The organism is Streptomyces sp. NPDC058464, assembly GCF_042721035.1.
Classification (GTDB): domain Bacteria; phylum Actinomycetota; class Actinomycetes; order Streptomycetales; family Streptomycetaceae; genus Streptomyces.
In genome coordinates this window covers 144,621-170,758 of record NZ_JBHXMA010000009.1, presented here as the reverse complement: position 1 = coordinate 170,758, position 26,138 = coordinate 144,621, and the positions used below count along the sequence as shown (strand labels likewise).

Annotated in this window: 18 protein-coding genes; 6 read left to right on the top strand and 12 right to left on the bottom strand. The window is 71.9% G+C overall.

Going from position 1 to position 26,138, the window contains the following annotated elements; translation table 11 throughout:
- Positions 1-164 precede the first annotated feature (164 nt).
- From ACFWPQ_RS15020 to ACFWPQ_RS15010, 3 genes are all read left to right on the top strand, one after another.
- On the top strand, positions 165-1,280 hold the full coding sequence (locus ACFWPQ_RS15020) for an NAD(P)-dependent alcohol dehydrogenase (RefSeq protein WP_384033576.1): 1,116 nt from the start codon (positions 165-167) through the stop codon (positions 1,278-1,280).
- A gap of 105 nt (positions 1,281-1,385) precedes the next feature.
- Positions 1,386-2,366 (top strand): protein-ADP-ribose hydrolase, encoded by a 981-nt coding sequence (locus tag ACFWPQ_RS15015; RefSeq protein WP_384033573.1) that lies wholly within the window; start codon positions 1,386-1,388, stop codon positions 2,364-2,366.
- 55 nt (positions 2,367-2,421) lie between these two features.
- Complete coding sequence (locus ACFWPQ_RS15010; protein WP_384033570.1) at positions 2,422-3,882, top strand: aldehyde dehydrogenase family protein; 1,461 nt, start codon at positions 2,422-2,424, stop codon at positions 3,880-3,882.
- Here the strand turns inward: ACFWPQ_RS15010 and ACFWPQ_RS15005 are convergent.
- Entirely contained in the window at positions 3,870-4,796 is a 927-nt protein-coding gene (locus ACFWPQ_RS15005) for a helix-turn-helix domain-containing protein (RefSeq protein ID WP_384033568.1), read from the bottom strand. The two genes, ACFWPQ_RS15010 and ACFWPQ_RS15005, sit on opposite strands and share 13 nt — an antisense overlap.
- A 35-nt stretch (positions 4,797-4,831) precedes the next feature.
- On the opposite strand from ACFWPQ_RS15005, the gene ACFWPQ_RS15000 reads away from it, so the two are divergent.
- On the top strand, positions 4,832-5,698 hold the full coding sequence (locus tag ACFWPQ_RS15000) for an NAD-dependent protein deacetylase of SIR2 family (RefSeq protein ID WP_384033565.1): 867 nt from the start codon (positions 4,832-4,834) through the stop codon (positions 5,696-5,698).
- A 35-nt stretch (positions 5,699-5,733) separates the two neighbouring features.
- Here the strand turns inward: ACFWPQ_RS15000 and ACFWPQ_RS14995 are convergent, their stop codons facing one another.
- The 6 genes from ACFWPQ_RS14995 to ACFWPQ_RS14970 are packed head-to-tail and all read right to left on the bottom strand — an operon-like array spanning position 5,734 to position 15,170.
- Positions 5,734-8,751 (bottom strand): alpha-mannosidase, encoded by a 3,018-nt coding sequence (locus tag ACFWPQ_RS14995; protein ID WP_384033562.1) that lies wholly within the window; start codon positions 8,749-8,751, stop codon positions 5,734-5,736.
- A 28-nt stretch (positions 8,752-8,779) separates the two neighbouring features.
- Positions 8,780-10,789: an endo-beta-N-acetylglucosaminidase gene (locus tag ACFWPQ_RS14990; protein ID WP_384033559.1), complete on the bottom strand. Its 2,010-nt coding sequence runs from the start codon at positions 10,787-10,789 to the stop codon at positions 8,780-8,782.
- Positions 10,786-12,033, bottom strand: coding sequence for a glycosyl hydrolase (locus tag ACFWPQ_RS14985; RefSeq protein WP_384033557.1), 1,248 nt, complete (start codon positions 12,031-12,033; stop codon positions 10,786-10,788). Before ACFWPQ_RS14985 ends, ACFWPQ_RS14990 begins: the two co-directional genes overlap by 4 nt.
- 29 nt (positions 12,034-12,062) lie before the next feature.
- Positions 12,063-12,968, bottom strand: coding sequence for a carbohydrate ABC transporter permease (locus tag ACFWPQ_RS14980; protein WP_384033825.1), 906 nt, complete (start codon positions 12,966-12,968; stop codon positions 12,063-12,065).
- Between the two features lie 14 nt (positions 12,969-12,982).
- Positions 12,983-13,870 carry a carbohydrate ABC transporter permease gene (locus ACFWPQ_RS14975; protein WP_384033555.1) on the bottom strand — a complete coding sequence of 296 codons (888 nt, stop codon included), beginning with the start codon at positions 13,868-13,870 and terminating at the stop codon, positions 12,983-12,985.
- A gap of 7 nt (positions 13,871-13,877) precedes the next feature.
- A complete protein-coding gene (locus ACFWPQ_RS14970; protein ID WP_384033552.1) occupies positions 13,878-15,170 on the bottom strand; it encodes an ABC transporter substrate-binding protein in 1,293 nt (430 codons plus the stop codon).
- 263 nt (positions 15,171-15,433) lie between these two features.
- Here ACFWPQ_RS14970 and ACFWPQ_RS14965 point away from each other — a divergent pair, with 263 nt between their 5' ends.
- The gene (locus ACFWPQ_RS14965) at positions 15,434-16,441 is read left to right on the top strand and encodes a LacI family DNA-binding transcriptional regulator (RefSeq protein ID WP_384033822.1); all 1,008 of its coding nucleotides are present in this window, start codon (positions 15,434-15,436) and stop codon (positions 16,439-16,441) included.
- Between the two features lie 95 nt (positions 16,442-16,536).
- On the opposite strand, the gene ACFWPQ_RS14960 is transcribed toward ACFWPQ_RS14965, so the two are convergent.
- From ACFWPQ_RS14960 to ACFWPQ_RS14950, 3 genes are read right to left on the bottom strand one after another with little or no spacing between them, the layout of a single operon-like run.
- Entirely contained in the window at positions 16,537-18,087 is a 1,551-nt protein-coding gene (locus ACFWPQ_RS14960) for an alpha-L-fucosidase (protein WP_384033550.1), read from the bottom strand.
- Positions 18,088-18,103: 16 nt separating this feature from the next.
- Positions 18,104-19,975, bottom strand: a complete 1,872-nt coding sequence (locus tag ACFWPQ_RS14955; protein ID WP_384033547.1) for a family 20 glycosylhydrolase — start codon at positions 19,973-19,975, stop codon at positions 18,104-18,106.
- Entirely contained in the window at positions 19,968-22,355 is a 2,388-nt protein-coding gene (locus ACFWPQ_RS14950) for an alpha-L-fucosidase (protein WP_384033819.1), read from the bottom strand. The genes ACFWPQ_RS14955 and ACFWPQ_RS14950 overlap by 8 nt, the downstream gene beginning before the upstream one ends.
- 257 nt (positions 22,356-22,612) lie before the next feature.
- On the opposite strand from ACFWPQ_RS14950, the gene ACFWPQ_RS14945 reads away from it, so the two are divergent.
- Complete coding sequence (locus ACFWPQ_RS14945; protein ID WP_384033544.1) at positions 22,613-23,956, top strand: amidase; 1,344 nt, start codon at positions 22,613-22,615, stop codon at positions 23,954-23,956.
- A gap of 117 nt (positions 23,957-24,073) precedes the next feature.
- On the opposite strand, the gene hutH is transcribed toward ACFWPQ_RS14945, so the two are convergent.
- Both hutH and ACFWPQ_RS14935 read right to left on the bottom strand, forming a co-directional pair.
- Positions 24,074-25,258 carry a histidine ammonia-lyase gene (gene hutH, locus ACFWPQ_RS14940; protein ID WP_384033816.1) on the bottom strand — a complete coding sequence of 395 codons (1,185 nt, stop codon included), beginning with the start codon at positions 25,256-25,258 and terminating at the stop codon, positions 24,074-24,076.
- Between the two features lie 235 nt (positions 25,259-25,493).
- On the bottom strand, positions 25,494-26,075 hold the full coding sequence (locus ACFWPQ_RS14935; RefSeq protein WP_384033542.1) for a TetR family transcriptional regulator: 582 nt from the start codon (positions 26,073-26,075) through the stop codon (positions 25,494-25,496).
- Between the last annotated feature and the right edge of the window lie 63 nt (positions 26,076-26,138).

Genomic DNA, 26,138 nt, shown 5'->3' with positions numbered 1-26,138 from the left:
GCTTCGGCCGGCCGTCCCCGTCCGCCGATGCTGTCGGATTCTGACCATAGGGCGTCACGATTGCGTCAGCTCTTTCGCCGACCTGGCTCCTAGGTTGGGAGCGCGGCGCGGCGCCCGGGGTGATGCGCCGCCTCCCACGCATTCACCGGCAGGAAGGCGCGACCATGACCGAGACGCGAGCAGCGGTGGTCCATCCCGGCTCGGGGAGGTTCGTCTGGCAGCAGGTCCGGCTGGAGGACCCCCGGCCGGACGAGGTCCTCGTGCGTGTCGTGGCCGCGGGAATCTGCCATACCGACCTCGCCGTCCGGGACGAGAAGCTCCACACCCCGCTGCCCGCCGTCCTCGGCCACGAGGGGGCCGGTGTCGTGGAGGCCGTCGGCTCCGGAGTCACCCGGGTCGGCGTCGGTGACAAGGTGCTGCTCTCCTTCAGTTCCTGCGGCCGCTGCGGTGCCTGCGCACACGGCCACCCCGGCTACTGCGAGACGTTCATCCCGCGCAACTTCGCCGGTGCCCGGCCCGACGGCAGCACGCCGATCCGCGCCGCCGACGGCACCCCGCTGGGCGGGCGCTTCTTCGGCCAGTCCTCCTTCGCCCGCCATTGCGTGGTCGACGAGCGCAGTGTCGTACCGGTCGAGGCCGCCGACGAGGACGAGTTGGCGCTGCTCGCCCCCATCGGCTGCGGCGTGCAGACCGGCGCGGGTGCCGTGCTCAACGAACTGCGTCCCGGCCCCGGAGACACGGTCGCCGTCTTCGGCGCGGGGGCGGTGGGGCTGTCCGCGGTCATGGCGGCCGCGCTGACCCCGGCCGCCCGGGTCATCGCCGTCGACATCGTGCCCTCGCGCCTCGACCTCGCCCGGGAGCTGGGGGCGACCGATGTCGTCGACGGCGCGGAGGAGGACGTTCCCGCGCGGCTGCGGGAGATCACGGCGGGCCGGGGCGTGACCCACGCGCTGGAGAGCAGCGGCGTTCCCGCCCTGCTGCGGCAGGCCACCGACTCGCTCGCCGTTCGGGGAACCGTGGCCGTGGTCGGGGCTCCGCCGGTCGGCACCGACGGCACCTTCGACGTCAACTTCCTGCTCAACGGGCGGGTCGTCCGGGGCGTCACCGAGGGCGACAGCGACCTGCTCGGCTTCGTCCCGTCCCTCGTCGGCCTGTACCGGGCGGGGCGCCTGCCCTACGACCGGATGATCCGCTTCTACTCGCCCGACGAGATCAACGACGCCGCCGCCGACGCGGCGAGCGGAAAGGTCGTCAAGCCGGTGCTGCGCATCCCCGCCTGACGTCGGCGCGCGCCGCCCTGCCGTCTCCTCGCCCCCCGCCAGATGCGTCGTGCCGACGTCGCCCCCGTCAGCTGTGCCGTGCCGACGTCCGTTCCGGAGCCTGCCATGCCCCTCTCCCCGTTCCCGCCCGACGGCCTTGCCCAGCCGAGCGCCCCTCACCCGGCGCTCCCGCTGTCCGCCTACCGGGAGGCGATAGGCCTCGACGAGCCGTTCCGGCCGGCGGCGGCCCCGGCACCCGCCGACCGGCTGGACGACCACGTGCGTACCGTGCTGCAGCTGCTGGGCGGCACCCCGGGCGTGTCACGCCTCGGGCCGCGCGCCCACTCCCTGCTCGATCCCGGCGCGGCCGACGCGACCACCGTCCGGCAGCTCCTGCGCACCCTGCTCACGGTCCGTCCGCCCGGTCCGCTGCCCGGCGCCGCCGCCGAGCTGATCGACGCCGTACTCGGTGCGGAACGCCGGCTGCGGCCCTCCGTCGCCGTCCGGCAACTCCCCTCGATCGCCGAGGAGTTCCCCCGAAACCCGTACCGGGCGGCGCGGCACACCGCGCTGTGGCGGGGCGACATCACCACGCTCGCGGCGGACGCGATCGTCAACGCAGCGAACAGCGCCCTGCTCGGCTGCTTCCGGCCGCTCCATCCCTGTATCGACAACGCCATCCACAGCGCCGCCGGTCCTCGGCTGCGGGACGACTGCGCGACCGTCATGGCGCTCCAGGGCACCTCCGAGCCCACCGGAACCGCCAAGATCACCCGGGGCCACCACCTGCCGGCGCGCTACGTCCTGCACACCGTCGGCCCGATCACCGACGGCAGGCCCCGTCCCGGGGACGCGGCGGCGCTGGCCGCGTCCTACCGAGCCTGCCTCGACCTCGCCGCCGAGGTGGGGACGATCCGCACCCTGGCCTTCTGCGCCGTGAGCACCGGCGTCTTCGGATACCCCAAGGACGAGGCCGCCCAGGTCGCCCTGCGCACCGTCGCCGGCTGGCTCGCCGCACACCCCGGCCGGTTCGACCGGATCGTGTTCACCGTGTTCACGGCCGACGACGAGACGGCCTACCGCAGAGCCCTCGGCAAAGCCGCCTGACCCGCACCTCAGCACAACCGCCCGGCCCGCACCCCCGTACCGAAGGAAACCCACCATGCCCGTCACCCGTGACATGCTGATCGACGGCAAGGACGTGCCCGCGCTCTCCGGCCGTACCACCCAGGACATCAACCCCTACACCGCCGAGGTCTACGCGACCGTTCCGGCGGCCGGCCCGGAGGACGTGACGCGGGCGGTGGACGCCGCGGACGCGGCCTTCGCGCAGTGGGCGGCGGTCACCCCGTTCGCCCGCAGGGCGGTCTTCCTCAAGGCCGCCGACCTGCTGGACGCCAGGACGGAGCAGGTCGTCGAGACCATGGCCCGCGAGGCGGGCGGAACGCGCCCCTGGGCGCACTTCAACGCCCGCCTCGGGGCCGACATCCTGCGCGAGGCGGCCGCCGCGGTCACCGCGCCGCGGGGTGAGGTGCTCAGTTCCCAGGAGGAGGGGGTGCTGGGACTGGCCGTGCGTGAACCGCTGGGCGTGGTGGCGGCGTTCGCCCCGTGGAACGCTCCGGTCATCCTCGGTGTGCGGGCCGTCGCGGGTCCCCTGGCGGCGGGCAACACGGTGGTCGTCAAGCCGAGCGAGGACGCACCCGTCGCCTGCGGGCTGCTCATCGCCGACGTGCTGCGCGAAGCGGGTCTGCCCGACGGGGTGCTCAACGTGGTCACGAACGACCGCGAGGACGCCCCCCGGATCGCGGAGACGCTGATCGCGGATCCCCGGGTGCGTGCCGTGAACTTCACCGGCTCCACGAACGTCGGCCGCGTCATCGGCATGCACGCGGCCGACCACGTGAAGCCGGCCGTCCTCGAACTGGGCGGCAAGAACGCGGTGATCGTCCTCGCCGACGCCGACGTGGACTACGCCGTCGACGCCGTGACGTTCAGCGTGTTCATGAACTCGGGCCAGATCTGCATGTCGGCCGACCGCGTCCTCGTGCACGCCTCGCTCGCCGAGGAGTTCAAGGAGAAGTTCACCGCGAAGGTCGCCGCGCTCCGGGCCGGTGACCCCGGCCACCCGCAGACGGTCGTGGGCCCGCTGGTCGGCCCGTCCGCGGCGAGGCGCGTCGCGGGTCTGGTCCGGGACGCGGTCGCCGAGGGTGCCACCGTGCTCACGGGCGGCGGCCGCCCGGAGGGCGCCGTGCATCCGGCGACCGTGCTGACCGACGTGCCCAGGAGCGCCGAGCTCTACTACGCGGAGGCCTTCGGTCCGGTGTGCGTCGTCGAGACGTTCGCCGACGACGACACCGCGATCACGCTCGCCAACGACACCGAGAACGGCCTGACCTGCGGCATCATCACCGAGAACGCGACGCACGGCCTGGCCGTCGCGCGCCGCGTCCGCACCGGGATCGTGCACATCAACGACCAGTCCGTGGCGGACGAGCCGCACGCGCCCTTCGGCGGCGTCAAGGCCTCGGGCTACGGCCGGTTCGGCGGACGGTGGGGCATCGAGGCGTTCTCCAACACCCGTTGGGTGACCGTCGCGGACCGGCACGCCCGCTACCCGTTCTGAGCGCCCGTCGGCCCATGAGGGGCCCGGCGACCACGGACCGTGTCGCGGAAGTCGATCGGGGACCGGCCGACCCGGTGCAGGAAGTACTTGCTGAACTGGGAGGGGTTCACGAAACCGAGCTGGTCCGAGATCTGGGCGGCGGTCCGGTCGCTGTGCGCCAGCAGCCGCTTGGCCTCCAGTACGACACGGCGGTCGACGAACTCCTTCGCGCTCAGCCCGGCGCCGTTCAGCGTGGCCCGGGCCAGCGTGCGTGCCGAATAGCCGAGGATCCGGGCGTAGTCCTCCACCCGCCGGGTGCGGGTGAAGTTCCGCTCGACGACGTCACGGAAGCGGCGATAGATCTCGTCGGGCTCCGGTGCGGGGCCGCCGGCCGGAACCGTCAGATGGGCCAGCCGCAGCACCAGCACCGCCAGCAGGTGGCGCAGGGCCGCCATGTGCGCCTCCAGCGGCAGCTGCCCCAACGCCCGGAACTCGTGCCGCAGATGTTCGGCGGCCAGCTCCAGCGCCGGTGCGTCGTCGGTGCCTGGCGTGCAGACGACGGGCGCGTACGGGTCGTCGACCCGGGCGGCCGCCGCGGTGGCGGCGTCCAGCATGTCCTGCCGGAACAGGATCAGCGCGCCGTCCGCGTGCGTGAGGTCCCCCCACTGCTGCACCCGCCCGGGCCGGACCCACAGCCAGGAACCGGGCCGCAGGGTGTAGCCCGTGAAGTCCACGGTCTGCCGGTGTTCGCCCGAGGTGAGGGTGAGCAGCTGGTGGAAGTCGGGGCGCTGGGGCCGGGAGAGGGCGGGCGGTGACACGCGGCTCCGCAGCTCGGCCAGCGACATGACCTCGGCACCCGCGGGGGTGCCCACAGGTGCGGCGAACGGAATCTCGGGGATCTCCCGCGGGGCGGCGTGTCGCTTTTTGACCATCATCAGCCATCAGGCTAACCGGAAGGAACCGAGGAATCGTGAGTTCCACGAGCAACACCCACACCTCCGCGCCGCACGCGGTCGAGACACTGCGTTCCTGGCTGGGCGAGGCCGACCGGGTCCTGGTCGGCGCGGGCGCCGGGCTCAGCGCGGCCGCCGGCTACGACTACGGGGACGCCGACCGCTTCAGGGAGCTGCTGCCGGCGCTGCACCGGCTGGGACTGCGATCGCGCTACCTGCTGGGCGCCCCGCTGCCGGCCGACATGATGTGGGGCTACTGGGCCGTCCACATCGACGACATCCGCCATGGTCCGGGCCCCAACGACCTCTACCAGCGGCTGCGGGCACTGGTCGGCGACCGCGACCACTGGGTCATGACGTCGAACGTCGACGCCCTCTTCGCCCGCAACGGCTTCGCCGCGGACCGCGTCTTCACTCCCCAGGGCGACTACGGCCGTCTGCAGTGCACGGTTCCCTGCACACGAGAGACCTGGCCCAGCAAGCCGTACTTCGACCGGATCCTCGGGGTGTACGACCGTGAGAGCGGGCGGGTGACCGACCCGGCCGCGCTGCCGGAGTGCCCACGCTGCGGTGCCGCCGTCTTTCCCAATGTCCGGGTCGGCCCCGAATTCGTCGACGACCCCTACCTTCCCGCGGGGCAACGGCTCTCCCAGTGGCTCGGCCCGGCGCCCGCGGACAGCAGCCTGCTCGTCCTGGAGATGGGCGCCGGGTTCAACACCCCCGGCGTGATCCGGCTGCCGATGGAGAACCTGGTACGCCGTACCCCGCGGGCCCGGCTCGTGCGGGTGAACCCCGATCATCCCGACGTGCCGTCCGACCTCGGCGACCGGGCGCTGTCCCTGCCTTGCGGGGCAGGCCCGGTCCTCGACGCACTCGTCCCCTGAGGGGCGCTCTGTCCCCTGAGGAGCGCTCCGTCGCCTCAGGCCCGCCGGAACCGCAGAGTCACCAGTTCGAAGGGCCGCAGCCGAAGCGAGACCGCGTCACCCGCCCGGTCCGGGGCCGGTGCGCCCGACGGCCGCTCCAGCAGGTCGGTCACCGTCACATCCGCCACCTCGAAGCCCGCCGTCAGCGTGGCGCGCGCCCGGCCGCCGTGGGCCTCGTGGAAGCGGACCACCACGTCGCCGCTCCCGTCGTCCGCCAGTTTCACCGCCGTGACGACCACCGCGTCGTCGTCGACCGTCACCAGCGGGGCGACATCGCGGGCGCCGAGGATCCGGCGCTCCGGCAGGTTGATCCGCCAGCCTTCCCGCACCGCGTCCGCGATGCCCGCACCCGGCACCAGGGCATGCCGGAAGCGATGGATGCCCTGGTCGGTCTCGGGGTCGGGGAAGCGGGGCGCGCGCAGCAGCGAGACCCGGACCGTGGTCGTCGTACCGCGGTCGCCGTCCGTGCGGACACTGCGGGTCACGTCGTGGCCGTACGTGGAGTCGTTGACGACCGCCACGCCCCAGCCCGGTTCCTCCAGCTGGACGAAGCGGTGGTTGCAGGCCTCGAACTTGGCCGCCTCCCAGGAGGTGTTGGTGTGGGTCGGGCGGTGGAAGTGCCCGAACTGGGTCTCGGACGCGTACCGTTCGGCGTGCAGGTCGAGCGGGAAGGCCAGCTTCAGGAACTTCTCCGTCTCGTGCCAGTCGGCCTCCGTGTCGATCAGCAGGCGGCGCTCCCCGGGCGGCAGCGACAGCACCTGCGTGACCCGGGAGGAGCCGAAGGACCGTACGACCCGGACGGACCGGCCGTCCTCGCCGGCCGTCAGCTCGTCGGTGTCCGTGAGGTCGGTGACCGCGTTGCGGTAGAAGGCGTCGACGTCCCACGCGTCCCACTGGTTGGGGAAGTCCGGGTGGAGCTGGAGCAGGTTGGCGGCGGTGCCGGGGGCGACGGTCTCACGGTCGGCGTCGAGGTCGTAGACGGATACGACGAGACCGCGGGCGTCGATCTCGACGCGCAGGATGCCGTTGGCGAGGACGTGTCCGCCGTCGGGCCGGTCCGAGACCGTCACCTCTCCGGTCGGCTGTTCCGGCCCCGCTCCCCCGGCGGGGACGCCACTTCTGCCGTGCGGCGCCGCGTTGAAGAGCAGCGGCCGGTCGCCCTCCCCCGCCGACGCCCGCTGGGCCGCGTCGATGATCCCGTCGAGTTCGGCGGCGATCCGCTGGTACGTGGCCCTGGCTTCCCGGTGCACCCAGGCGATCGACGAGCCGGGCAGGATGTCGTGGAACTGGTGGAGCAGGACCGTCTTCCAGATCCGGTCCAACTCCTCGTAGGGATAGGCGAATCCGGCGCGCACCGCGGCCGTCGCCGCCCACAGCTCGGCCTCCCTCAGGAGGTGTTCGCTGCGCCGGTTGCCCTGTTTGGTCTTCGCCTGGCTGGTGAGGGTGGCGCGGTGCAGTTCGAGGTAGAGCTCACCCACCCACACCGGCGGGTCGGGGTATTCGGCCTCGGCCTTGGCGAAGAAGTCGGCCGGGGTCTCCCAGACGACGGTCGGCGAGCCCTCCAGGCTGCGCAGCCGGGCCGCCTTGGCGACCATCTCGCGGGTCGTGCCGCCGCCCCCGTCGCCCCAGCCGGTGGGTGCGAGGGAGTGCCGGGCGCGGCCCTTGTCCTTGAAGTTGCGGGCCGCGTGGGCGAGTTCGCTGCCCTTCATGGAGCAGTTGTAGGTGTCGACGGGCGGGAAGTGGGTGAAGATCCGGGTGCCGTCGATGCCCTCCCACTGGAAGGTGTGGTGCGGGAACTTGTTCGTCCGGGACCAGGAGATCTTCTGGGTGAGCAGCCGGGTCGAGCCCGCCGCCCTGATGATCTGCGGCAGCCCCGCCGCGAAGCCGAAGGTGTCCGGCAGCCAGGCCTCGTCGTTCTCGATGCCGAACTCGTCCAGGAAGAACCGCTTGCCGTGCACGAACTGACGGGCCATCGCCTCCGAACCCGGCATGTTGGTGTCCGACTCCACCCACATCCCACCGGCCGGCACGAACCGTCCCTCCGCCACCGCCTTCTTCACCCGCGCCCACACCTCCGGCCGGTGCTCCTTCACCCACGCCCACTGCTGCGCCTGGGACATCGCGAACACGAACTCCGGCTCCTCCTCGATCAGGGCCGTCATGTTCGCGGTCGTACGGGCCACCTTCCGCACCGTCTCCCGCAACGGCCACAGCCACGCCGAATCGATGTGCGCATGACCCACCGCACTGATCCGGTGCGCGGAAGGCGCCGCGGGAACGGCAAGGACCCCGGCGAGACACGAACGCGCCCGCTCCGCCGTACCGTTCACGTCCTGGAGGTCCACGGCGTCCAGCGCCCGCTCGACCGCACGCAGGATCTCGTACCGACGTGCCCCGTCGGCCGGCAGTTCGGCCATCAGCTCGCCGAGCACCTCCAGGTCGGTCACCAGCTGCCACACGGTCTCGTCGAAGACCGCGAGGTCCATCCGGGTGAGCGTGTACTGCGGTTCGTGCCCGGCGGTGTCCTTGTCACCGAGCCAGGTGGGCCGGAAGGGGTGGTAGTCGAGGATCACGGGGTTGGAGGCGGCCTCGACGTGCAGCCGCACCTCCTCGCCGCCCGCCACGGGGGCGCCGACGCGGACCCACTGGTTGCGCGGGTTGAGGCCCTTCACCGGGGTGCCGTCGGGCCGGTAGACGAGACCCTCGCACTGGAAGCCGGGCATGTTCTCGTCGAAGCCGAGGTCGAGCAGGGCCTCCACGGTCCGTCCTGCCCACTCCTCGGGCACGGTCCCGGTCACCCGGAACCAGCTGGTGCCCCACGGAGCACCCCACCGGGCGCCGACCGCGATCGGCTCGGGCTCGGCCGCGAGTCCCTCGGCGACCGGTACGGGCTCGCCGGGCGCGTGCCACACCGCGACGTCGAGCGGCACGGACTCGGGGTACACGGCGGGACGGATGCGCTCGTCGAGGACGCGCCTCAGGCGGGCTTCGACCAGGCTGCGGTCGTCATGCATGTGGGGTGCTCCGTTTGTTGGTTACCGGTTACCAGGTGTGCGTGACGGTCACGGGATCCGACGAGGTGTACAGCTCCCCTACGGCACGCACTTCGAACCGTGCCGTCGTCTCGCCCTGCTCCGGCTGGAGGCCGGTCAGGAAATAGGCCCGCTGGCCGGTGGCGCCGAGGAAGCGCCGGGTGCCGTCGGGGAGGAGCCGGTGCAGGGTGTACTGCCGGACGGCCCCGGGCGCGGCGTCCCAGGCGAGCCGCAGGCTGCCGCCGTCGGCCGCGGTGACCTGCGCGGCGGCGGGAGCGGCGGGGGTGCTCGGCGCCTCCCGTACGGCGATCGCGCCGAGCCGCCACTGGACCGGCCCGGTGGTCGCGGTGAGGCGGACCCCGAGGGCGTGGACGGTGCCGGAGAGACCGGTCAGCGGTACGGTCGCGGTCGACCAGCCGTCGCCCGAGTCCACCGGCAGGTAGGTGTACGGCGGCGCGGCACCGGCGCTGCCCGGTTCGGCGGTGGCGATGGCGAGCTCGACGTCCACGCCTCCAGAGTCGGTCCGGTAGGTCAGCTCGACAACCGTCTGTGCCGTGATCGGGAGCTGGGTCGCGTAGAGGTCCAGGACCGTCGGCTGGTCCAGCGCGCCGTTCACCAGCACGCTGCTGCCGCCCCGCCAGGCGTCCGCGAAGTCGAAGGTCACGGCCGGCCTGGTGCCCGCCGTCCGGACCGCCCAGCGCCGCGACGGCAGCCGGTCCTGCAGGCCGAGGTGGTTCCAGGGCGCGTCCGAGGCGACCTCGCCGTCCTCGTACCAGCGCAGTCCGTGCCCGGTGTTGAAGACGCTCGCGAACGGCACCGCCGTCACCGTCGACCGGTCCGCCACCGACACGGCCGGGGCCCGCCAGGGATCCGTGCTGTCGGGCAGGGACGGGTCGAGTGACCGTCCGGTCCAGAACCGGTCGTCGGCGGCGTGGAAGTCGCCGGGGGTACGGCTCGCGGGCAGGTGGTTGCGGGTCCACTCGGGCCGGTAGAAGCCGACGGACGTGATGTGCGCCGAGCTGCTGGGCACCATCGCGTTCCAGTTCACGGAGGTGTTGGAGCCGTTGGACTCGACGTCGACCCCGGCCCACAGCTCGTAGCGGCTGCGGCCGAGCTGGACGGCGTTGGTGCCCGACGAGGTGAGCGTCGAGGTGCTCCACCGGAAGTCGACGAACATGTCGTCGGCCGCCTGGAAGAACGACTGGTTCTGGCTGTTCAGCGCGCCCTGCCAGCTGACCGTGCCGTTGACGGTCATCGCGTCGTACCAGGTGACCCGCTGTCCCCGGGCCGCGGCGAGGGACTTGAGCTCCCTGACGAAGCCGAGCATGGCGGTGCCGAGGGCGGTGTTGCCGCCGCTGGTCTCGGCGTTCACGAACCAGCCGTCGAAGCCGTAGGCGGCGGCCAGGGCGACGAGCTGGGCCGCGAGGGGGTAGTGCCCGGTGGTGTCCGTCTGGACCAGGTCGCGGGTCCACTGGAGCTGGCCGCCGTAGGCGGTGGGCGGCAGGAAGATGTTGCCGAGGACGGGCACGCCGTGCCGGTGGGCCGCGTCGACGATCGGCGCGTTCGGGGCGAGGATCAGGCCCTCGCCCGCCGAGCCGCCCCAGAAGACCAGCTCGTCGAGGTAGGCCCAGTGGGTGAGGGCGTAGTAGTCGGCGGTGGCCGAGCCCTGGGACGGGTTGCTGGACGTGGGCCCGAAGGAGACCAGCGACTGGATGCGGGCCTGTCCGGAGCGGGCGGTGGTGTTGGCGGGGGTCGGGGTGAAGCGGGTGGCGAGCGGCACGGAGGCGGCGTTGAAGGCGAGATCGGGGTCGCCGGCCGCCGTCCAGGTCTTCAGGCTGCGCCAGGTGATGCCGGTGCCCGGGCTCCCGGAGGGGAACGAGTCCGGGTAGAAGTACGACGCGTAGGGCGGGGTGGCCGTGGTGGCGGCCGCGGTGGCCTTCGGGGTGGCGGCCCTGGCGGGAGTGGGTAAAAAGGCCGCCGCGGTGGCGGCGACGAGGACGGTGCGTCTGGTGGGGTTCACGAGCGGGTGCCTCCTTGTGGGGTGGGGAGAACCTGGTCGGGAGTGACGACTTCGGTGATGCCGCGTGCGACGAGATGCTCCTGGTCGGTCGCGCGCGTGTCGAGGACGGTGGTGGGGCGGGCGCCGTCGGCGGCCAGCCGGAACCAGGCGTCGAAGACGGGACCGCCGGGCGCGCACCGGGAGCGCAGGGCCGGTTCCGAGGGCACGACGAGCGCGGTGGAACGCGCCGCCGCCGCCCTGGACTCGGCCGCCGCGAGGACGTGGGCGATGTCCTTGGGCTTGCGGTCGTTGGTCAACAGGCCTAGACCATATTCGAGTTCGGGGAAGTCGGCGAGGCTCCGGCTGACATCGTGGGAGCACCACCAGGTGATGCCCCACAGGTCGGGGCAGTCCAGTACGGCGGTGATCGTCGCCTCGGCGAAGGCGGCCGCGTGCTCGGCGGGGATCAGCGGGGCGGGCGCGCCCACCTCCTGGAGCCAGACGGGCCGGTGCGCGTCCTCGGCCCAGGCCTTGCTCAACTCCACCAGATACGCCGCGTGTTGCTCGGTCTGGAGAGCGGTGCGGCCATGCCGCTGGGCGGTGCCGTCGAACACCCAGGAGTGGACGGCGGTGACCTCGCCGAGGCGGGCCGAGTGGGCGGGGGTGAAGGGCTGGTCGTCCTGGTACCAGGCGGCGTCGTAGGAGGCGTGCAGATGGAGCCGGCCGGGGGCGCCCTCGGCGCAGGCGGCCAGCAGCCGTACGAGCCACTGTTCCGCCTCCGCCGCGCTGATCCGGTCCGGATCGGGATGCGGTCCCGCGGCGAACTGGTTGACCTCGTTGCCGACGGTCATCCCGATGAAGTTGGGCCGGTCCGCGAGGGCGGCTGCGAGGGTGCGCAGGTAGGCGGCCTCACCCTCGACGACCTGCGGGTCGGTGAAGAGGTTGCGCCGGTGCCAGGTACGGGTCCAGGCGGGCAGGAAGTCGAAGCTGCTCAGGTGCCCCTGCAGACCGTCGACGTTGACGTCCAGGCCCCGTTCGGCCGCCGCGTCGGCGAGGGCGAGGAGCTGCTCGACGGCGTGCGGGCGGATCAGTGTGCGGTTGGGCTGGAAGTAGGGCCACAGCGGGAAGACCCTGATGTGGTCCAGGCCGAGCGCGGCGATCGAGTCGAGGTCGGCGCGTACGGAGTCGAGGTCGAAGTCGAGCCAGTGGTGGAACCACCCTTCGCTGGGGGTGTAGTTGACGCCGAAGCGCACGGCAGGAGGCATGCGTATTCCTTGCTGGCGATTGACGGGGGTCAGCCCTTGACGGCTCCCTCGCCGACGCCCCGGAAGAAGTACCGCTGGAGGCAGGCGAACAGGGCGATGAGCGGGGCCACGGCGATCACGGTGCCGGCGGCGACGAGGCGTTCGTCGTTGGCGAAGGTGCCGTGCAGGTAGTTGAGGCCGATGGTGAGCGTGAACCTGGAGGGGTCGCTGAGCACGATGAGCGGCCACAGGAAGTCGTCCCAGGCGCCCATGAAGGCGAAGATCGCGACGACGGCGAGGGTGCCCTTGACCGACGGCAGGGCGATCCGCAGGAACCGCTGCCAGGCGTTGGCGCCGTCGACGTAGGCCGCCTCCTCGATCTCGTAGGGGAGGTTGAGGAAGGCGTTGCGCATCAGCAGCACGTTCATGGCGCCGATCGAGCCGGGCAGGACGACGCCGGTCAGGGTGTTGTTGAGGCCGAGTTCGCGCATGGTGGTGAACTGGGCGATGATGATGCCCTCCACCGGCACCAGCATCGCGAGGATGAACACGAGGGTGGCGATCCGGCGGCCGCGGTAGCGCAGCCGGGCCAGGGCGTAGCCGGCGAGTGCCGAGCCGACGCAGTTGGTCACCACGCTCGCGCTCGCGACCTTCAGGGAGTTGAGGGCGTAGTCCCAGACGGGGATGGTGTCGGCGACCCGCCGGTAGTTGTGGAGGGTGGGGTGTTCCGGCAGGAAGCTGGGCGGTGAGGCGAAGATGTCCTCGGTCGGGCCCTTGAGCGAGGTGGACAGCTGCCACAGGAACGGGCCGATCGTGATGGCGAGGACGACCAGCAACAGCGCGTACCGCAGGACCAGTTCGCCGATCCGGATGCGGCGCCCGTGTTCGTCGGTGACCCGAGGCTCCTTGACGGGGCGTACGGGCGGCGCGCTGCTCGTGGGCGCGTCGGTGCTCATGGGCGGCGCGGTGCTCACGGGCGCTCCCTCCGGTCGGCGCGCAGCACGAGGAGCATCAGCGCGACGGTGACGACGAAGACGACGACGGAGAGGGCCGAGGCGTAGCCGACCCGGCCGGTGAGTCCGGTGCCGGTCTGCTGGACGAGCATGACGAGGGTGGTGTCCTCGCCGGCCGGGCCGCCGTCCGGTCCTGCCAGCAGGTAGACCTCGGAGAACGTCTTGAAGGCGGCGACCGAGGAGAGCGCGGCGACCAGCACCATGGTGGAGCGCACGGCGGGCACGGTGACGGTGAGGAAGCGCCGGACCGCTCCGGCGCCGTCCACGGCGGCGGCCTCGTGCAGCTCGCGCGGCACGTCGGCGAGCGCGGCCAGATAGATGATCATGTAGTAGCCGAGACCCTTCCAGACCGTGACCGCCATCGCGCTCAGCAGGAGCAGCCACTGGTCGCTGAGGAAGCCGACCCGGCCGATCCCGACGGTCTCCAGCAGCGAGTTGACCAGGCCGCGTTCGTCCAGGAGCCACACCCAGATGAGTCCGACCACGACGATCGAGGCGACGACCGGGGTGTAGAAGGCGGACCGGAAGAAGGTGATGCCGGGGATGTTCTTCTGCACCAGCAGGGCGAGCAGCAGGGGCAGGACGACGAGGGCGGGCACCACCCCGACGATGTACAGGGTGCTGTTGCGCAGTCCGGTCCAGAACATGTCGTCGTGGATGAGCTCGCGGAAGTTGGCGAGACCGACGAAGCGGCCCGGGATCAGGGTGCGGCGGTCCGTGAAGGAGTTGACCACCGTCGAGACGAAGGGGTAGAGCACGAAGGCACCGACGACCAGCAGCCCGGGGGCGGCGAACAACCAGGGGCTGGTGGGCAGTTGGCGCCGCACGCGAGTCACGCCGGCCATCGGGTCCTCAGCCCTCCTGCTGGAGCAGCCGGTCGCAGGCCTTGACAGCGTTGTCGAGGGCTGTCCTGGGGCTCTCCTTGCCCTGCAGCGTCTTGGCGACCTCGTTGCGCAGCGCGGTCTTCATCTGGTCGCTGAACAGCACGGGCGTGTAGTTGACCGCGTTCTTCAGCGACTTGGCGGCGGCGATGCGCACCCGGGTCTCGTCGGTACCGTCCTCCTTGGTGAAGTACGGGTCGTCGAGGGAGCCGGCGGTGCTCGGGAAGATGGCGACCTTCTTGGCGAAGGACATCTGGTTCTGCGCGTCGGTCACGAAGTGCGCGAAGGCGACGGCGGCCGCCGTGTGCTTGGTCTTCGAGTTGACCATCACGCCCATCACGTACATGTTGACGTGCCCGGTGCTGGTGATCTGGTCGGTGATGCCGATGTTCTTGTACAGGCTCGGCGCCTGCTTCTTGAAGTTGGCGAGGTCGAGGGCGCTGCCGGGATTCATGGCGACGGCCCCGGTGAGGAACTTCTTGCCGGTGGACTCGGGAGTGGCGGTCAGCGCCTGCGGGTCGAGCGCCTTGGCGTCGTACAACTCCTTGTACTTGGTGAGCAGTTCGACCCCCTTGGCGTCGTTGAAGGCGAACCCGGTCCCCGCCTCGTTCATCAGCTGCGAGCCGTACCGCCCGAAGTCCTCGATGGTCGGCACGTTGGCGAGGGTGGCGACCTTGCCGTCGCTCTGCTGCGCCATCTTCAGGGCGTCGGCGAAGAGTTCGTCGTACGTCTTCGGCGGCTGGTCGGGGTCGAGCCCGGCCTGCTTGAACAGGGTCTTGTTGTAGAAGAGCGGTCCGGTGTTCAGGTACCAGGGGAAGGCGTACGTCCCGCTCGTCCCCGGTATCTGATGGCTGGCCCAGGCGCCCGCCAGGTACTCGGGCTTGTACTTGGCCGCCGCCTTGTCGAGGTCGAGGGCGAGGCCCGCCTTGGCGAGCGGGGCGACCAGGTCCGGGGAGACGTTGACGACGTCCGGGAGCGTGCCGCCGGCCGCGTCCGCGCTGATCTTGTCGGCGTAGCCCTCGGCCGGCTGGTCGATCCACTTCACATGGGTGCCCGGGTACTTCTTCTCGAAGTCCGCGACGAGGCCGTCGAAGTACGGCTTGAAGTTGGCGCGCAGGTTCCAGGTCTGGAAGGTGATGTCGCCCTCGACCTTGCCCGAGGCGTCGGTGGAACCGCCGTCGTCCCCGCCGGAACCGCAGGCGCTCAGCGGCAGGGCGAGGACGGCGGCAGCGGCGAGGGCGAAGGCTCTGCGGGAGATACGCATGGTCCGTTGCTCCTTTGCGGCGGGGTCGGCCGGAGGTGCCGCGCCAGACCTTGCACGCCGTTTTGGCACCGCGTCAATGGATTCGGCGGAGCTAAAGTCATTAGTGGCTCAAACCCCCTGTTCAGCAAGGTATTATGAGCGCATTGCGCTCGATCACTAATACGCTTTAGGGTGTTTGGACTCAAGCGCATTAGCAGATCGCCGTCCCGACCGAATGAGGAAGTGAGTTGGCGGAGAAACGCGTCCCCGCGCGCCGGCCGACGATGAAGGACATCGCGCGCCGCGCCGGAGTCTCCGAGAGCGCGGTCTCCTTCGCGCTCAACGGCCGCCCCGGGGTCTCCGAGACGACCAGGGCCCGGGTGCAGCGGGTGGCCGAGCAGCTCGGCTGGCGCCCCAGCACGGCCGCCCGCGCGCTCTCCGGCGAGGGCGCGGCCACGGTCGGTTTCGTCCTCGCCCGCCCCGCGCACTCCCTGGGCGTGGACTCCTTCTTCCTCCAACTGGTCTCGGGCATCCAGGAGGTGCTCGCCGAACGCCATCTCGGTCTGCTCTTCCAGATGGCGGAGGACGTGGCCGACGAGTGCGCGGTCTACCGCCGCTGGTGGGCGGAGCACCGCGTCGACGGGATCCTGATGGTGGACCCGCGCGCCGACGACCCGCGCCCCGACCTGCTCGACGAACTGGGTCTGCCCGCCGTGGTGATCGGCGGCGCACCCGACGACCGGCACCCGGGTCTGTCCACGGTGTGGGCGGACGACGCGGCCGCGATGGCGTCGGTGGTCGACGAGCTGACCGGTCTCGGCCACCGGCGCATCGTCCACATCGCCGGCCTGCCCGGCCTCGCGCACACCCAGCGCCGTATCCGCACCCTGCGCGCCGAGGCCGACCGGCGCGGCCTGGGCGAGGTCCACTCGGTCACCACCGACTACTCCGACGCCGAGGGCGCGGCCGTCACCCGCCGCGTCCTGCGCGCGACCCCGCCCCCGACGGCCCTCATCTACGACAACGACGTGATGGCGGTGGCCGGCGTCGCGGCAGCGGCGGAGCTCGGCTACTCGGTCCCCGACGACGTCTCCGTCGTCTCCTGGGAGGACTCGGCCCTGTGCCGCATGGTCAAGCCCTGGCTCTCCGCCCTCTCCCGCGACAGCACGGAGTTCGGCCGCACGGCGGCCCGGGAGCTGACGGCCCTGTTGGACGGGGGTGCGGCTCGGGCGGTGCGGGTGCCGGTGCCCCGGCTGACGGTACGGGGCAGCACGGCATCCGCTCGCGTCTGAGCGCTCCGCGGGTCATGCAGTTCGTTCACCGCGGGCCGGTGGGGGCTGGTCGCGCCCACACGGCGAAGCCGCATATCGGATACAGCCTCGCGCCCCTACGGGGCGCGGTGCAGCGACGATCGGAACAGAGCGAACTCCGCCAATCGCACCGTCCCGCGCGCCGCCGTGACCCGGACCCGCCACCGGCGGGCCCGCACCGGCTCGGCGAGTCGCAGGATCCTGCTCGCCCCGACCGTCCCGGCCGTGGCCACCCCGAACCATCCTGCGTCCGCGTACGCCTCGACCACGAACCCCTCCACCTGCTGCCCGTACCGGATGTCCTCCGCCAGCCGGACCCGGTCCACCTCCCGCTCCCGGCCCAGGTCCACGGTCACCCCGCCCGGCGTCACCGACCGGCGCGCGCCCCGCGCCAGGTCCTCGGGCAGTTCCCGGTCCACGCGCTCGCGGAACTCGCGCAGCCGGACCACGTCCGTGGCGTGCAGCAACCCGTCCGTGTCCGGTGGGACGTTGAGCAGCAGGACCGCGTTGCGGCCGACCGAGCCGAAGTAGATGTCGGTCAGCTCGTCGACGGATTTCGGTAGTTGGTCCGGGTGGTAGAACCAGCCGTCCCTGATCGACACGTCGCACTCGGCCGGCCACCACTGGAGGTAGTCGGTCTTCGGCTGTGCTGCGACCAGCGCGGTCCGGCTGCCCTCGTCGGCGGTGTCGTAGGACAGGGCCCAGTCCGTGCGCCCGTACTGGTTCTCCTTGACCGGGATGACGCTCCACTCGTCCTCGCGCGCCAGCCCGCCCTCGTTGCCGACCCAGCGCAGGTCGGGGCCGGTGACCGCGATCGCCGCGTCCGGGGCGAGCGAGCGGACCAGCGTGTACCAGCTGTCCCAGTCGTAGTCCTCCACCTTGTCCGGCGGGATGTGGCCCTGCGCGCCGTCGAACCAGACCTCGTCCACCGGGCCGTACTCGGTGAGCACCTCGTAGAGGGTGTTGAGCATGTGGGCGCCGTAGTCGGTGGCGTCGAGGGTGAAGGAGCGGGCCGGGGAACGGTCGTCGCCCGCCACCGGGGTCGGGATCGTCCGGGCGGTCCGCGCGCTGCCGTTGGCGTAGACGCCGTGCAGGTACTGGTTCTCGTCGGCCGGGGAGATGTAGACGCCGACCTTCAGGCCGTGGCCGCGCATGGAGTCCGCGAAGGAGCGCAGGACGTCGCCCCGGCCGTCGCGCCAACTGCTGCTCGCCACCGTGTGGTCGGTGTACCGGGACGGGTAGAGGACGAAGCCGTCGTGGTGCTTGACGGTGAGGATGGCGAGGCGAAAGCCGCCGTCGCTCAGGGCGCGGGCCCACTGGTCGGTGTCGAGACCGGTGGGCTGGAAGACGTCCGGGTCCTCGTCGCCGGTGCCCCACTCCAGGCCGGTGAAGGTGTTGACGCCGAAGTGCAGGAACGCGGTGCGTTCCAGGGCCTGCCAGGCGATCTGCCGTGCCGTGGGGCGGACCTGGGAGGCCTTGCGGACCAGGTCCGCCTCGGTGTCGTCGGGGCCGACCGGGATGCGGGAGCGGTCGGTGTCCGCCATGGCGGCGGCAGGGAGGGCCGGAAGTCCGGCCGTCATCGTCAGGGCCGCCGCCGAGGTGACGAAGACGCGTCTTGAGAGATCCATGGGCGTGCTCCTCGGGTCAGGAGAGGTGCCAGAGGGCGGGGGCGCGCTGGTCGGGCGGGTACTGGACCGCTCGGCCGTCGTCCGTCACGGTCAGCGCCATGCGCGTGATCGCGTCGATCAGGTGGTAGCCGCCCGCCGTCGGCTCCAACTCCCAGCGCTGCAGGGTGTTTTCGCTGTCGCAGGGCTCCCAGGTCGCCGCCACCCCGGGCTGGAGCGGGGCGTTGAGCGTGAGCTTGCCGCCGCGTATCTCCAGGCAGCCGTCGGCGCCGCGCAGGGTGGCGTAGCCGTCGGCGGTGCGGAGGACCTCCGCCCGGTACGACACCCCGTCCGCCCGGAGGGTGTACGTCCCGTCCGGTACCGGCACCTCGGTCAGGTCCCGCAGGCCGGGTGCGTGCCCGACGGCCGTGCCGCGCGCGGTGAACTCCGCGTACGTGGCGTCGGGGTGCGGGTCGCCCCAGGTGGCCTGGGCGATGTGGCGCAGGGCGGGCCACAGTTCGGCGGCCACCTCGTTCTCGGTCTCACCGCTGCCGTTGTCCGGCCAGAGGCTGATCTTCGCGCCGGTGATGCCGTCGGCGGAGGCGAGTTGCTCGCCCTCGAAGGAGCGCGGGTCCCAACTCTGGTCGTACAGGGCCTCGGTGTCGCTGTGGAAGCCGCCGCGGACGAGGTAGAGGGAGTAGGACGCGTTCATCACCGCATAGCCCTGGGCGATGAGCCGGCTCGGTTTCACGGCCACGTTCAGCCAGTGTTCGACGGTGGTCCCGGCGGCCACGGGGACGGTGTTGGCGCCGGTGAGGCCGTCGTTCCAGATGCGCAGGTGCCGGCCCTTGCTCTCCGCGTAGGCCTGGACGCGGTTGACGAAGTCGACGTAGGCGTCCTGCGGGGTGGCGTTCGGGCCGTACTTGTCCTGCGCGTACTTCAGCATCTGGGGGTACTTGGCGTAGTCGGAGCCGAGCATGTACTCGTCGGCGCCCATGTGCCAGGACTTCGCGGTGAAGACCTGGGCGTACTCGTCCATCAGGCTCGTGTAGTAGTCGAAGGCGGCCTGCCGGGTGACGTCGAGGCGGGCGGGCTGCCTGGCGCCGTCGGAGTCGGTGAGCTGGAGGTCGGGGCGGTTCTCGATCCACGGGTCCATGTGTCCCGGGGAGTTGATCTCCGGGATGATCTCGACGTGGTAGCGGTCGCCGAGGGCGACGAGGCGGCGTATCTCGTCCTTGGTGTAGTAGCCCCAGGTGTCGGCCTCGGGATGGGCGTCGCTCTTCACCTTCAGTTCCAGGAGCAGCTGGTTGAGCTTGTGGTAGGCCATCTCCCGGACCAGGTTCTCCAGCCAGGGCAGGGAGACGTGGATGTAGCAGGCGCAGACGCCGACGCCCCGCTCCCGGTAGCGCGGTACGTCGGTGGTGTGCCCGGCGGGGATCCGGTCGCCCTGGGCGAGCAGCTGGAGCAGGGTGCGGGTGCCGTAGAAGGCGCCGGTCTCCGTCGCGCCGGTGATCGACAGTCGTCGGCCGGAGGTGAGTTCGTAGCCCTCGGTGCCCAGCGTGGGCCGTGCCGAGGGGCGGACGTCGATGACGATGTCGCCGGGGCGGGAGGCGCCCCCGACGACCGGGACCACGCCGCGCCCGGCGGCCCTGAGGTCGTCGGCGAGGGTGTCGGCGACCTTGCGCCCGGCCGTGCCGGCGGCGACGAGACGCGTACCGGGGCCGAACGTGTAACTCCCGTTCGACGGGGCCCAGTCGGTCAGCGCGGGCACGGTGACCGGCGTGGCCGCCTGGTGCTCCCGCTCCACCGCCGCGGTCGGTGCCGCCGTCGGCAGGGCCAGTACGGCCGCCAGCAGGGTCAGCGCCGCCGCGGCCCCGAGGAGCCGCAGCAGCCTCTGTCCGGCCTCAGGCATGCCACTCCACCTTGAACACCCAGGCGTGCTGTCCCGCCCTGCGGGCCGCCTCGGGCACGTCGATCACCAGGGCCCCGTTGGCGACGGTCCAGGTCAGCGGTCGGCCGTGGCCGAGCATGGTCACCTTGTCGCCGGCGCGGACCGGCACCGGGGCCTCGACGGTGAGCTTGGCGCCCGGCCGGGTCAGGGAGTGGATGTAGAAGGCCTCGTCCGGGCGGACCGTGAACCGCAGGTCGTCGCCGAGCTGGGCCATGCGCGACCAGTACGTGGTGGCGTAGATCGCCTCGCCGTTGACGGCCAGCCAGGCGCCCGTCTCGCGCAGCCGGGTCTGCATGATCTCCGGGATGGTGCCGTCGGCGCGCGGGCCGATGTCGAGCAGGAAGTTGCCGTTCTTGGAGACGATGTCGACGAGGCTGTGCACGACCTCCTCGGCGGTCATGTAGGAGCCGTCCGGGGTCGCCTGGTTGTAGCCGTAGCTGCGCGGGTCGAGGCCGCGGCTGGCCTCCCACTTGGCGACGACCGTGTCGGCGTACGTCGTGTACTCCGGCGTCGTGTAGTCGTGGAAGCCGATGCCCGAGCGGTCGTTGACGGTCACGTCGATCGGACGGGCCCGGTTCTTGGCGTGGTTGAAGTACTCGGCGAGGACATGGACGCTGTCGTTGTCGCCGCCGATGTCGCACCAGATGATCTCCGGGTCGTAGCCGTGGACCAGTTCCAGCATCTGCGGTGCCTGGTAGTCCCGCACGAAGTCCTTGCCCGGGGTGTAGCCGGTGTACGGCAGCGGATCCAGGGTGTACGGGTTGCGCGGGGCGTGGCCCATCCAGGGGCTGTCGGGGTTGAACCACTCGGGCATGGAGAAGTAGAGGCCGCGGTGGAGTTCTGGGGTGTACCGGCGGGACGCCTCGAACAACTCCTTGACCACGTCCCGTTTCGGGCCCATCTTCACCGCGTTGCGGTCGGAGACCTTGGTGTCCCACAGGGCGAAGCCCTCGTGGTGCTTGGAGGTCAGGACGTGGTACTGGGCACCTGCGTCCCGGAACAGCTCCACCCAGGCGCGCGGGTCGAACTTCTCCGCGGTGAAGCGGGGGATGAAGTCGTCGTAGGCGAAGTCCGTGCCGTAGGTGTCCCGGTGATAGGCGTACGTCGGGTTGTTCGGGTCCTGCATCTGGTCCCAGTACCACTCGGCGTACTGCACCCCGACCGGCGCCCACGCGGGCACCGCGTAGACGCCCCAGTGGATGAAGATGCCGAACTTGGCGTCGTTGAACCAGTACGGGGCCCGGTGGCCGGCCAACGAGGTCTCGGCGGGCTGGTAGTCGGCGGTGCCGAGGGTCAACGTGCTCTTGTCCGCGGCGACTTGAGTGCCGCGGCCGTGAACGCTCACCGTGCCGTCCTGCGCGGTGCCGGGGGCGGTGCCGGTGCGGTTGCGGATGCCGACGTGGACGCGTGCCTGTTCGCCGGGGTCGAGGCGGCGGATGCGGGCGGGCTCGACGGTGCGGGCGCCGGGGACGTCGACGCGCACGGACACCGCGTCGCCCGCCAGGATCGCGACGGTACCCGCGTTGACGACGGTGGCCTCGACGCTCTGGGCGCCGGAGGCGTCGAGCAGGGAGTTGGTGGAGCGGGCGTCGCGCAGGGCAAGGGCCCGTCCCTGGGCCACGGGCTGGAGGGAGAGCGCGAAGACGTGCAGGGCGGTCTTGCCGGCCTCGGCCGGGTTGGTGACCGGCAGGGTGAGGGCGACGGCCTCGCGCTGCGGGTCGATCCACACCTCCGAGGTGCCGATGCCGACGCTGTGCGCGTCCTTGCCGCCGTCGGGCTGGTAGCGGTACGGCGCCGACAGCGATCCGCCCACCGCGTACCAGTCGCCGCCGCTCAGGCCCGCGGTACTGGTCGTGCCGTCGGCGTAGTGGACGGTGGCCGTGCCGGCGGCGTTGCCGTAGCTGCCGGAGGTGAGGAAGACGGCCGACAGGTAGCGGCCCTGCGGAAGGCCGACGCGCTGGCCCAGCGCGACAACGTTGTTCTTGGCGCCCGCCGTCGCGGCGGGGAAGTCGAAGGGGACGCCGTCGACCTCGATCCGGCCGGCCGGGAGTTCCTCGCCCGGGAACGTGTAGCCGGAGCCGTCGAAGTCACCGCCCCGGGCGGCGGCGGTGTCGATGCCATCGTTGTCGAACAGGGCGTCGAGCGGTACCGGGATCGGCACCGGTACCGGAACCCAGGACGACGCGGCCGCCGCACCGGCGGTCCGCCCGCCGGTCGCCTCGGCGGCGGGGGCCCCGGCCGTCGCGGCATGCGCCCCGGCCGGCGCGGCGAGGGGCAGGGCGGCCGCCGCGACGGCCCCCGCCGCGACCTCGAGAACCTGACGTCTTGGGTAGGGAGGCATGCTCATGAGCGGCTCCATTCATCGGATGTCTGATGATTGAGCGGGCCCAGGGGCCTGTCAATGGGGCGTGCACTGACGGGAGTTGAGCCAGTCGTCGGATGACCTGCGAGGTCGGCACTGACCTGGGCGAGCGGCCCGCAGCGCACCGGATCACCGTCTCCGGACGCGTGGACTCTCGACGCGAAGCCCGCGGCGGGGCAGAGTGCCCTTTCGTACCGACGAGTAAGCAAATTTTCCGCACCCCCCGAGGAGCGCCCGTGACCAACTGGGCCGGCCGGACCGCCGCCGAGATCGCCGCCGCCGTACGCGAGAAGCAGGTCACCCCCCGGGAGGTGGTCGCCGCGCATCTGGAGCGGATCACCCGCCTGGACGGGCGGATCGGCGCGTTCCGCAAGGTCCGGGCCGAGGCGGCACTGGCGGAGGCCGACGAGCTCGCGGCCCGCGCCGACCTCGCCGAACTCCCCCTCGCCGGGGTGCCGTTGGCGGTCAAGGACAACCTGCCGGTACGCGGGGAGGCACACCGGGACGGTTCGGCCGCGACACCGGACACGCCCGCCGACGCGGACCATGTCACCGTGGCGCGGCTGCGGGCGGCGGGCGCGGTGGTCATCGGGCTGACGAACGTGCCCGAGCTGTGCGTCTTCGGCACCACCGAGGGGGTCAGCGGCATCACCCGCAACCCCTGGGACACCGGGCGCAGCGCGGGCGGCTCCTCGGGCGGCAGCGCGGCCGCGGTCGCCGCCGGGCTGGCTCCGATCGCCCTCGGCAACGACGGCATGGGCTCGCTGCGGATCCCGGCGGCCAACTGCGGTCTGGTCACCATCAAGCCGGGGTTCGGCGTGGTGCCGGCCGGGATCGGCAACGGCGACTGGTTCGGCATGTCGGAGAACGGCCCGCTGGCGACCACCGTGGCGGACGCCCGGCTGATGCTCTCGGTGCTGGCGGAGCAGGAGTTCGAGGGCGCCGGGCAGCGCACACCGCGGAGGATCGCCGTGTCGCTGCGCAGCCCGCTGGTCGGCGTGACCGTCAGCAAACCGTATACGAACGCGGTGACGGAGGCGGCCGGGCTGCTGGCGGGCACCGGACACGAGCTGCGGCGCGCCGAGCCGCCGTACCCGGCGTCGATCGGTGTCACCGCGCTTCGGCACTGGACCGCCGGGACGGCCGTGGACGCCGCCGATCTGGACCCCGCCCTGCTGGCCCGGCGGACCCGGGTGCACGCGGCCATCGGGCGCCGCTTCCTGCGCGGGGTCCAGGCGGGCGACGCCCGTGAGCGGCTGCGCGCCCGGCTCGCCCCGTTCTTCGCCGAGCACGACGTGCTGCTGACCCCGGCCCTGGCCCGCCGCTCCCCGCGGGCGGCCCCCTGGCACGAGCGGGGCTGGCTGCGCAACGCCCTGGCCGGTTCCAACTACTCCCCCCTGACCCCGGCCTGGAACCTCACCGGCTGGCCGGCGATGTCGGTCCCGTTCGGCACGCTGCCGTCGGGCGCCCCGTGCGCCGTACAGCTGGTCGGCCGGCCGGGCTCGGAGGCGGTCCTGCTGGAGGTGGCCCAGCAGCTGGAGACGCTGCGGCCTTGGCAGCGGACGGCGCCTGTCGACTGAGGCACTCACGTGGCAGCGCCGAGACGGGCCGTCGTTCATCCGCGGCGCCGTCGTGGCTGGTCGCGCCCACGCGGCGGTAGCCGCACATGCGATGCAGCCCCGCGCCCATTCGGGGCGCTACGTCAGGTCGTCAAGGGCACCCGAGCGGATGAGGTCCACCACGGCCGCGATGTCCGCGTCCATCCGCCGGTCCGTGTCGACGAACGGCGCGCGGGCCCGGATCAGCTCGTACGCGGCCCGGGTCCGCGAAGCCATGAGCTCGGCCCCGCGCAGGTCCAGCGCCTGGCAGGCGGTGAGCAGGTGGATCGCCGCGACCTCCGCCACCAGGCGGATGACCGTGCGCGCGTCACGGGCCGCGAGCGGCGCCATGCTGACCTTGTCCTGGTTGTGGGCCTCGGTGGACCGGGAGAACACGCTGGCCGGGTTCGTGCCCTTCAGCGCCTCCGCCGTGACGGCCGAGCACGCCGGCTGCATCCCCTTGAAGCCGTGGTGCAGCCCGGCCTCCCAGGAGTCCTGCTCCGCGGGGACGATCAGGTTGGGGGTGAGCCCGTTGTTGAACTTCTCGTCCACGAGAGGCTCGACCTGCCGGTCCAGCAGGTCGGCGATGTTGGCCGCGGCCGTCTTGAGCGAGTCCATGGCCTGGACCACGTGGCCGCCGTAGGAGTTGCCGCCGCTGTGCACGGTGCCGCCCTCCACGTCGAACAGCGGGTTGTCGTTGGAGGAGTTGATCTCCGTGCTCAGCCACCGGGTCACCCAGGTCGCGGTGTCGATCAGCACGCCGATGACATGGGGTGCGCAGCGGATCGAGTAGCGGTCCTGGATGCTGCGGCGCAGGTGCTGGAAACCGGCCTCGTCGAGCGGGTCGTTGAGGTCCAGCACCTGGCTGTGCGGGAGGGCCAGCCGGGAGTCGGCGAGCAGCCGGGCGATCAGCTCGGCGCCGGCGAGTTGTCCGGGGTGCGGCTTCGCCTCGTGGATGAACGCGGCGAAGTGCCCCCGGTTGCCCAGCAGCGCCTCGGAGGCCATCGCCGTGCACAGGGCGGCGACCGAGGCGAGCCGTTCGGCTGCGACGGTGGCGAGGACCGCGAAGGCGGAGCTGAACGAGGTCCCGTTGATCAGGGCCAGCCCGTCCTTCGCCTCCGGCACCAGCGGTTCCAGCCCGAGTTCGCGGAAGACCTCGGAGGCCTCGCGCACCTCGCCGCGGAACCGGACCCTGCCGGATCCGGTCAGCACGGAGGCGATGTAGCACAGCGGGACCAGGTCGCCGCTGGCTCCCACCGAGCCGCGCTCGGGGACGACCGGCAGCAGAGGAGGCTACGCACGGCCGAGTCACGGGGTTAAGGGGACTTTTCGCACCTCGCGGTGCCCGTGTGACGCGCGGGACGCGAGGGCGCGAGGGGGCGAGGGCGCGGGGTGGTCGCTGCGGGTGTGACGGGAGTACTGCGGCTTCTTCGGCAGTACTGCGGCGTCCTCGGCAGTGCTACGGCGTCCTCGGCAGTGCTACGGCGTCCCCGGCAGTACTACGGCGTCCTCGGCAGTACTACGGCTTCTTCGGCTCGGTCATGCGGCGGGCCGCCTCGACGACCGCCGTACGGTGCAGGGCCAGCCGCTCCGCGGGCCAGGACTCACTCGCCTCCTTGGGGTCGACGCCCTCGGCGGCCCAGAACCAGGCCTGGGCCGCGGCGAGCACCATGGTGAGGAGGTCGTCGGGGGCCATGGCCGGGTCGAGGTCGCCGCGCTGCTGCGCCTCGGCCACCAGGGCCGCCTTGTTCCGGAACGCGTCCTGTTCGAGTCCGGTGGCGGAGGGCCGCTCCAGCAGTTTCCACAGGCGCAGGCGCATCAGGTCCGGGCGTGCGACCAGGTGGTCGAAGATCGCGCCGGCGTATCCGGGCAGGTTCCCGACGTCGAACGGCACGGACTCGGCGCCCGCCGTCATCGCCCGTTGCAGCACCGCGTCGAAGAGCTGTTCCTTGTTGCCGAAGTAGACGTAGATCAGTCGCTTGTTCGCCCCTGCGGCCTCGGCGATCCGGTCCACCCGGGCACCGGCGATGCCGTAGGCGGCGAACTCGCTGAAGGCCGCGTCGAGCAGCCGGGCCTTGGTGGCGCTGGAATCCCGTGACATGACCACCACCCTAGCAAGTAACTATCCAGTTATTGACATCGATGACGAGCAGGCCTACGGTCA